Source organism: Paenibacillus sp. MAH-35 (assembly GCF_058135425.1).
The window spans coordinates 47,213-55,854 of sequence record NZ_JBYUPU010000047.1 but is presented as its reverse complement, the minus strand read 5'-3'; the positions used below and the strand labels follow the sequence as shown (position 1 = coordinate 55,854).

General features: G+C 48.3%; 6 protein-coding genes. 5 read left to right on the top strand and 1 reads right to left on the bottom strand.

Features of this window, described 5'->3' with window-relative positions; genetic code table 11:
• Together AC3Y2E_RS30075 and AC3Y2E_RS30070 are read left to right on the top strand one after the other, a co-directional pair.
• The coding region (locus AC3Y2E_RS30075; protein WP_379217004.1) for a zinc ribbon domain-containing protein at nucleotides 1-164 on the top strand (164 nt) is incomplete at its 5' end.
• A 156-nt stretch (nucleotides 165-320) separates the two neighbouring features.
• Entirely contained in the window at nucleotides 321-1,214 is an 894-nt protein-coding gene (locus AC3Y2E_RS30070; RefSeq protein WP_379217003.1) for a helix-turn-helix domain-containing protein, read from the top strand.
• 243 nt (nucleotides 1,215-1,457) lie between these two features.
• Here AC3Y2E_RS30070 and AC3Y2E_RS30065 read toward each other — a convergent pair whose 3' ends face one another.
• Complete coding sequence (locus AC3Y2E_RS30065; protein ID WP_379217002.1) at nucleotides 1,458-2,744, bottom strand: neutral/alkaline non-lysosomal ceramidase N-terminal domain-containing protein; 1,287 nt, start codon at nucleotides 2,742-2,744, stop codon at nucleotides 1,458-1,460.
• Between the two features lie 613 nt (nucleotides 2,745-3,357).
• Between AC3Y2E_RS30065 and AC3Y2E_RS30060 the strand changes: the two genes are divergently transcribed.
• From AC3Y2E_RS30060 to AC3Y2E_RS30050, 3 genes are all read left to right on the top strand, one after another.
• On the top strand, nucleotides 3,358-4,665 hold the full coding sequence (locus tag AC3Y2E_RS30060; RefSeq protein WP_379217001.1) for an ABC transporter substrate-binding protein: 1,308 nt from the start codon (nucleotides 3,358-3,360) through the stop codon (nucleotides 4,663-4,665).
• A 70-nt stretch (nucleotides 4,666-4,735) separates the two neighbouring features.
• Nucleotides 4,736-7,444: a phage tail protein gene (locus tag AC3Y2E_RS30055; RefSeq protein WP_379217000.1), complete on the top strand. Its 2,709-nt coding sequence runs from the start codon at nucleotides 4,736-4,738 to the stop codon at nucleotides 7,442-7,444.
• Between the two features lie 83 nt (nucleotides 7,445-7,527).
• Nucleotides 7,528-8,424 carry a helix-turn-helix domain-containing protein gene (locus tag AC3Y2E_RS30050; RefSeq protein ID WP_379216999.1) on the top strand — a complete coding sequence of 299 codons (897 nt, stop codon included), beginning with the start codon at nucleotides 7,528-7,530 and terminating at the stop codon, nucleotides 8,422-8,424.
• The last annotated feature ends 218 nt before the right edge of the window (nucleotides 8,425-8,642 follow it).

Below are 8,642 nucleotides of genomic sequence, written 5' to 3'. Positions count from 1 at the left end.
TCGCATCTTCGCAATTATGCTCCTGCTGTAGCTATAAGCACAAAGATGTAAAAGATTTGAAGTTGCGTGAATGGGACTGCCCGGAATGTGGAGCGCATCACGACCGAGACTTTAACGCAAGCCTGAACATTCTTGCCGAAGGCAAAAGACTTCTTGCTGTGTAATCCTTACACGAACTGTCGGAACGACAGGGTTAGCTTGGTGAACTTCTCTTCGTTAGAAGGGACTACCCAAGAATCTCGTGTCTTTTAGTCATGAGAGGTTCAAAGTGTTATGATGAGGTAATAGGCACCTTTTGTTTCTGGGGGGGGTGAGTTCAGATGAACAAGAAACTGGAGCACTATGAATTCATGGAAGGAAGCAGCCCTGGGGAAGGACAGCTGCCATTTTATATTGGAATTCATGCCTATCCAACAACTGTGTTAAATTATCATTCCTTCGTTGAGTTTACTTATATCCTAGATGGAAGCGGTTACCAGAGCATAAATGGAACTCTGCATCGTATGGAGCCGGGCACGATTTCAATCCTGCCTCCCTATCACATTCATCAAATGACGAGCGATAACGGATGTGTGATTCGAAAATACTGCTGCCTGTTCGATATGAACATTTTATTAGGTTCGCCACACGCTTCGGAATGGTCTGAACAACTATATCAGATTGGAACCGCACTTCCGTCATCTATTGCGTTTCGTGGAGAAGAAGCAGCTCTGATGAAAGACCTGTTTGCACGCCTTTTAACGGAATACCGCAATATCGAGCTGCGCGGGCGAAATCATATGATTTGCAATAAACTGTCCGAGGCATTGATCCTGTTTCTGAGAACTGCCGCTGCTGCTGGCGAGCATGCGCCAACGCCGAGTGAACAGGAGGAAGGGAACCCTTTGTTCTGGACGGCTCTTCATTATGTTCATGCGCATTATACGGAGCGATTAACGCTTGATAGGGTAGCGAAGCATCTCCATATCAGCGAAACGTATGTAAGCCGGATGTTCAGAGAAAAAACGGGACGCAGTTTCCTTGAATACGTGCACCAACTTCGTATAGATAGCGCGGCCAGTATGCTGATTACGACGGACAGAACGATTATGGATATTGCATTCGATACAGGTTTTGAATCACCCCGTACTTTTTATCGAGTGTTCAAAGCCATTAGGGGGCAATCGCCAAAAGAATATCGGAATGCTAATTTGTGCAGGCCTGGACTAAGCTAAGTCCAGCCTGTTTTTCATTTTCGCCGCTGCGTGTATTCGTGTCCGAACAGCGAGCGGGCATGCGACAAATAAATGTTGTGGCTGCATCAGAGCGTCTTGCTGGCGGGCGAGGAGGATAGGCACGATATCGCGGCAGGGGTGCGCAAGGTGTTGGCTTCCTTCCGGTAAACCATGCGCATGGGTAGACAAGCGGCAAGCAGGAACGGATCGCAACGACCGTGCCTGCTTGTTTTTTCTGTTGATCTATCGCTCAACAAGCTCGGCCAGCTTTTGGCGGATCGCTGGCTCCGCTGCTTCCGTAAACGGTGAACAAAGACCGAAGTATGAACAGGATCCAACCGGCTCATATCCGCCTTCCCGAAGCTGCCGGGCCGTGGATACATAACCGATCATCCCGTTGCTGTAAGCTACAGGGAGCGTGCGTTTGTCTGACCGATCTTTGATAAACAGACCGTACTCCACGACCATTTCCGCATTCATGGCGAGCAGCGATAGCCCGTCCGCAATATCCATGTGCACCAGGTCAAGCTCTGCCGCAGGCCGCACCAGTTCCGGATGATCCAGCAACAGCTTTGCCCAGCTGCGTACGTGCGGTTCCGCCGATTGGATGTATGCGGCAAGCTCCGGCAATGTAGGGACAGAAGAGAAGGCCAATGGCAGTTTGACGTGCTTCCCTTTTGGCGGGCATGGTTGCAGTTCATGCAAATGGCCGTTCAACACGTTCCTAATGGATTCGTATAACCGCGCTCCAAGCCGCTGAACGTCTGTATCGGTTCCGCTGTAAAAATGATCGTCACGGTACAAAGCCGGGCGTACATCGCCGCAGCACCCTTGGAAGAACAAGGAAACAGCGCCGCCACCCACTTCGCGTTCCAGCTGTTCCATGGCCAGACCGCAATACTCGGATGATACGAAATTGGCGTTCGTCGTCGTCGGATGGCACGTGTAATGGACGATCCATGCTTTTGCTTGTCCCGTTCCGTTGACGAATCGGATCACCGTAACTTCAGGGTCGGTTACTCCCTGCTTATTCGGAGCGGTAACCATCTTACCGTCAACGAACTTCCTGCGGTGGATGCCAATGTCGCAAACCCCGGCTCCGCGCTGTATAGTAACAGGCTCCAAATTTGCCTCGGCAAGTTCAATACCGGCGAGCAGCTTGCGCTTCAACTCTTGAAGATAGCTGTCGTCCGCTGCGCCCAGCGACGGCATGAAGGAACTTGTTTGCGGACCGGAATGGCTGTGCGTGGCGTTGAGAAGGATGTCTTCCGCCCGCATGCCCCAGCGCATTGCCAGTTCCCGCCGCAGCATCTCCGTCAGTTCGGTTGACCACCAGATGAGATCGCCGGCAACAAGCAGACGGTTACGCGCTATTCCCGTTTCCTCGTCTTGCTGCCTAAGGAACAGGGCTTTCGCATAAATCGGGTGGTGCACCCCTTCGAAGACGCCTTTACGGCTGCTGTAACCGGCCAACATTACAGGTGGGCTTGGGGTAATGTCGATTTTACAAGTTCCCAACCAAACGCTCATGTTCGTTTCAACTCCATTATTATATCGTTCAGGAACGATTGCTCGATTCCCTCAGGAGCTATGATAAACTAAACCCGCTTGCAGCGTGTGCCATTTTCAGGATTTGTTGCGCCATTATTTACCACAGTCCGCCAGTAAGGATATGACCCATTGTTTTTTTATTTTGACACGAATATTTTTCGTAATATAGATACAATTTGTGCAGATAAGAAGATCAATTATCACTTTTCAGCGTTTGTAAAATGCGACTTTTTTCGGTTATCTAACCTTGATGAGGGGGTGAAATGTTGAAAGTGAAATGTTTACGAAAGGTCGATGTCAACACGGGACTTCGGCACCGACGAGAAGTTGAAGGCTGAGCTCGCAATGGAGAAAAGCAAGTAAAGGGGAAGGACTCGCTCCGACAATCCAACGAGAGCGGGGAGGGAAACTTCGACTGGGTTAGCCGGATCGCGGTGTACACCGGTTCGGGAATCGAGAGGTTCAACATACCCGATTTCTTTATTATCGGCTTTTTAGGAAACGTTTCCGTTTATTGATTTATCCTCGTTTCAAATTCGTTGAACTGCGGCATGAAAGGCCGCGCATAACCAACATGCAGGAGGGTCTATGTATGAACAAACAAACACGTGCGCTTGTCATCGCGGTATCGGCGGCTCTGATGATGGGCGGTTGCACCGCCAAAAATGAAGAAGAGGGGGGCAAGGCGGCACCCGCAGACGGTCGGGTGAAGCAGGAAGCGCCCCTCGAGCCGGTTACGCTGAAATTTCATCAGCTCGGCACCTATTTTACGCCGGAGGATTTCAAAGTGCTGCTGGCCGATCCGGTTCATAAAAAATATCCGCACATCACGCTCGAAATGATCAATTCCCAGAACGATATGGCCAAACTGCTCGCTATGGGGGAAACGGTCGACTTTCTGGTGACGTATAACGGGCGGCTCGCCCCGCATAAAGATTTGAACGTTCTCGAAGATATAACCCCGCTCGCCAAGAAACATAATTTCGATCTGACCCGCTTCGACCCGGGCGCGCTGGACGCGCTGAAGTCGGCTTCGGATAAAGGCGAGCTGTATGCCCTTCCCTACGCAGTCAATCTAAACGCGCTCTACTACAATAAGGACATCTTCGACAAGTTCGGCGTCGGGTATCCGTCCGACGGTTTAACCTGGGAAAACGCGATCGAGCTCGGCAAAAAAGTCGGCCGCCTGGAAGGGGGCACGCAGTACAGAGGGTTGGAAGTGGACAATTTGGCCCGCCTGCTTTTCCCGCTGTCGCTGAACGTGGTCGATCCGAAGACGGATAAGGCGATGGTGAACAGCGACCCGTACAAAACCGCGTTCGGTATCGGCAAATCAATCTATTCGATACCTGGCAACGACTACAATACGGGGACGGGGGCGATCGACCGCTTCTCCAAAGACCGGAACGTTGCGATGCTAGGAACGGTCAATTTGTTCCTCTCCCTGCGGCAAATGCCGGATCTGAACTGGGATCTCGCTCAGTTCCCAAGCTACAAGGAGAAGCCGAATACGTACGGCATGTACGATCTGCACCTGCTTATTCCGATGAAGATGAGCAAATATAAGGACGATCAGATGCGCGTTATGGAAGTGATGTTCTCCGACGAGGTGCAAACCGCGATGGTGCGCAAAACGGCCCGTATCTCTACGCTGAAAGATCCGAAATACAGCCAGCAGTTCGCCCAGGAAATCCCCGAGCTGAAAGGAAAACGGATCGAAGCCGTATTCAAGAGCAAGCCGGCGCCGGCTATGGCTTTCTCGGTGTACTATTCGAACGCGTATGCACTGCTGAACGCCGAATACGAAGCGATGCTGCAAGAGAAGCAGGATACGAACACCGCGCTGCGGACGGCTGAGGAAAAGATCAACCAGCTTATCAAGACGGAAAAAGGCAAATAAGCCGGATTGTAACCGAAAGCGATTTCATTTTCATTAACCGAAAAATCGGCGTAGATGAGGAGAATAAATAATGACAAGCGCAATTTTAACTGCAATCGGCAAAGCAAAATTAGCCCGTGCAACCTCTGAAAATCAGCTTGAGATTACCCATGTCGCTGTTGGTGATGGCAATGGCTCATATCCTGTTCTGACTGAAAATTTGGTGGTACTGGCAAACGAAGTTTGGCGTGGTACTGCTTCTACTCCAATTCGTGATACGCCGGCACCAAATACATTGATGTTTGAGTCCGCTATTCCACCAGATGTAGGCGGCTTTACCATTCGAGAGATTGCTGTTTTTGACAGATCAGGTGTTATGATTGCAATCGGGCATGTTGACCCTGCACAGCAAAAACCGCTGCCGACGCAGTCAACTGGCATCCCTATGACCGTACGTATCCTTATTCTACTAGCAAATGCTGCTGAAACCAATCTTATTCTTCAAACAGAAAAGATGGAGCGGCAAGCGGGGAAAGGTATGGGGCAGGAACGGCCGGAGGAGCCCGTCACCCATGTAAGCCGCAGAAAGCTGCTAACGGCCTTCGGCATGGCCGGTGCGGCCTTAGCCGCGGGCAGCATATTCCGGGGAACGTCAACGGCTTACGGGGAAGAGGGTTTATCGGTTGCCGGTACCGTATACGAAGGGTCTAACGGCAAGGGCAAAATTCCCCCAGGAATAGCGGCGCTTGTAACCCATAACGAGCTGGCAGGTCTTGATATGGCTGGAGCACATCCAGCGAGCGCGATTTTGGATTCAAGCGGGTTATCGCAGCAGCAGGTTAATGATTGCAATCGCTGTGTTGATTCCATCTCCGACATGCTGGCCATAATTTCACCGGAAAATGGTATGCGTGTTGCTGTAAAAGGTTATCATTCACCCGACTCTTTTATTGAACTTAATCCATATAAGGGCGGTGGTGAATTTGTTTGGGATGCAGCAAGTACATCTACAGCAAATGGCGGTACCGTTTTTCAAGCTTCCGGAATCGCTACCGGTCGATGGATTCGCTTAGATTGCTCTGAAGTTACAGTCGAGATGTTCGGCTCAAAAGGGGATGGCGTCTACGATGATCGACCTTCATTCCAAGCTGCTATTAACTACCTGCACGGGCGCGGCGGCGGTGAGTTAGTTGTTCCCAAGCCTGTAGTAGAGTACCGCTGGAAATCCTATGATGCCACAAACTCCGCATGTTTAGTTATTCCTGCGCCAACACGAAGCATTTACTTAGATCCGATCTCTATTCGCGGTACGGCTAACTTAACGTCTATTAAAGTGGATTTAGGCTCAGGTGTTACCATTGAAGCCGCAATTCTATTAAAGGGCGGCGGTCTGTATAAGAAATTTGAAAACTTATCGATATGGGGCGGGGCAACCGCAACAGCTCCAAATTGTAATTATGTTCTCAAAGGTTCAGACACCTATTACCCGAATATGGCTATCCGCCAATGCCAATTCTATGTGGCGAAGAAAGACTGTGTTCGTCTAGCAACTTATGTGACATTGCTTGAGCAGCTTCAAACGGCTTATTCTCCACGTGGAATTGTTGTCGCAGGACCCGGGGTTAATGATTCAGGTGTATGTACTTCGGTGACCTTAAATAGTTGCTATGCTTTAAACCATACAGAGTTTGGTTACTGGTTCGGTGAGTCCACCTATATGACTTTCAACTCATGTGCAGCAGATCACATCATTAATGACACGGGTAATGGTGTAGCAGCTTATCCGTACTATGTGGATATTGCCCGAGGTGTAGCCTTTAATGGTTGCGGGGCTGAAGGTTCTACTCGCATTATGAAAGTCCGTGTTGCACAAGGGTTGAATATTAATGGTTTTATGACATTATCAATCGGCAACGCCGCAACTCCGCCAGACCACTTAATCCGGATTGACGGCGGTTCTTCTACCACAATCTCAGGGTTATGGAATCATAATAAGCTGGGTGCGACTTATGTATTATCGCTGGGGAATACATTCTCTTCTGAAAGCGTTACCATTCTGGATCAGAGTATTTTTGCTACTGAAGTGACTTATTCATCTAATTGGCGATTTGAAAATCCGATCCGATTCCTATTGAATGACTTTTCCAAAAAGACACAGGATAACACGTTAACAAACACAGGTAATGCCACAACAAACACGACTAATTTAGTAAATTTATCAAAATTAGCTTACGATACGGAGTTAGTTCATGATGTAATTATTCGATTACCGTCAGGAGATTACGAAATAAACGGAACCGTTTATTTGTGTAATTCCAAAACCCGTGGTGTTGGTAGAGTCCGCTTAATTGGACATGCAGATGGAACAAGCAGAATTGTGTTTTCTGGTAATGGGGGGATTGCATTTGGGATTCCAAGCCAACTATCTAGTGTTAACTTCACAGTGGAAAATGTAGAGTTTCACTTGGGGCCATCGATTCAAGTCAGTAATAAAGGCGTAATGTTCTATAAAGCAAATGTAGCATTTACAAATGCAAAAATTACATCAAACGATGGGGCTAAACAATACTATTCTGCCGGTCATGCGACGTTAACTTTGGATAACAACTCAAGAATAATGACGCCGCTGTATGGCGCAATTGAGGTTGCTTACAGTTATAAAGCTGCTGCCGCCCCAACGAACAGCACAAAGTTGCCGGCGGGAACTGTATTTAAAGCGTCCGACCCTAATGCAACTCGCATCGGTTGGATTAATACAGCAGACAATGGTGCAAGCTGGCTTCCTATGGTTGTCACTTAAGATGAAGCCCTTCGGGGCTTTTTTAACAGAATAGAGAGTTATAAGCGAAACAAGAATAGTGGTCGTAAAAAGGATGTCTGAGGATGAATTCCAACTTATATAAAGAGCCTATTCCGTATCAGGATAACATGCTCAACATAAAAATTATTCAGCAGGTTAAGCCTTTTTTCTCCGCGCCTCCGGGAAGCAAGCAGCACTACCACAAAGAGATTGAAATGTTGTATGTTCAAGAAGGCTGCTTGGAGATGGGCATACAAGACGAACATCACAGACTTGATCCCGGGGATATATTGCTGATCGGTTCGTCCCAACCGCATATTACCAAAAGTGTAGTTTCCGAAAGAATGGTTTACTCGATCCTGCATTTCGATCTCCAGTCTTACTACGATCCCAGCATGTTGGTACATTACAGGTATTTCGCCGAAATTGATAGCCCTTTAAGTCACGTTAATGAAATGTTTCGAAAAAATGCAAAATTGCGTAACGATATCGGCCGGGCTGTTCTGGACATTCATCGGGAGATGGAAAGCCGCTCAAGAGGCTACAATATGGCCGTCAGTCTTCTTGTCAAACAGATGCTTCTGAGCATTTTGCGGAGCGATCCGGACGAAGCGGCTCATAGTTACGAACGTCTCCCCGCTTATCCCCTTCATTTGGTACTTGAATATGTGGAGAGACACCTGAAGGATAAAATCGAAATGGAAACAATCAGCAAGATGATGAACTTGAGTTACTCTTATTTCTCCAAATACTTCAAAAGGGTTATGGGACTTTCCTTTATCGAATATGTCGGTATCCGAAGAATCAAACAGGCCGAGCGCCTCCTTCTGACCATGGACGGCAGTATTGCCACCATAGCCGAACAAGTCGGAATCACGAATATCGCTCACTTCTATGAATTGTTCAGACGCTACAACCGTTGTTCCCCGAAAGAATACGCCCAGAAGCTGGCACCGTCGTGCTCTTCGACGAACGATTGAACGGACGGGGAGTTTCCGCAAATGGCATAATACGAAACGAACCTTCGTTCCTTCTTTGGCGGTGGAATCGAAGGTTCTTTGCTTGATAGAAGCGATCGAATACAAGAAGTTAGTCGATCAAGGCAGCTGAACAAAAATGGATAAAAAGTGGACAAAAGCTGCAATATCCAAAACTAGCAAAAAACTCTATTATGGCTTTAACCGGTATTCGTAAGTGC

Excerpts from the sequence above, each read along its gene's own strand:
- AC3Y2E_RS30070 (WP_379217003.1), top strand. The coding sequence starts at position 321 with ATGAACAAGAAACTGGAGCACTATGAATTCATGGAAGGAAGCAGCCCT.
- AC3Y2E_RS30065 (WP_379217002.1), bottom strand. The coding sequence starts at position 2,744 with ATGAGCGTTTGGTTGGGAACTTGTAAAATCGACATTACCCCAAGCCCA.
- AC3Y2E_RS30060 (WP_379217001.1), top strand. The coding sequence starts at position 3,358 with ATGAACAAACAAACACGTGCGCTTGTCATCGCGGTATCGGCGGCTCTG.
- AC3Y2E_RS30055 (WP_379217000.1), top strand. The coding sequence starts at position 4,736 with ATGACAAGCGCAATTTTAACTGCAATCGGCAAAGCAAAATTAGCCCGT.
- AC3Y2E_RS30050 (WP_379216999.1), top strand. The coding sequence starts at position 7,528 with ATGAATTCCAACTTATATAAAGAGCCTATTCCGTATCAGGATAACATG.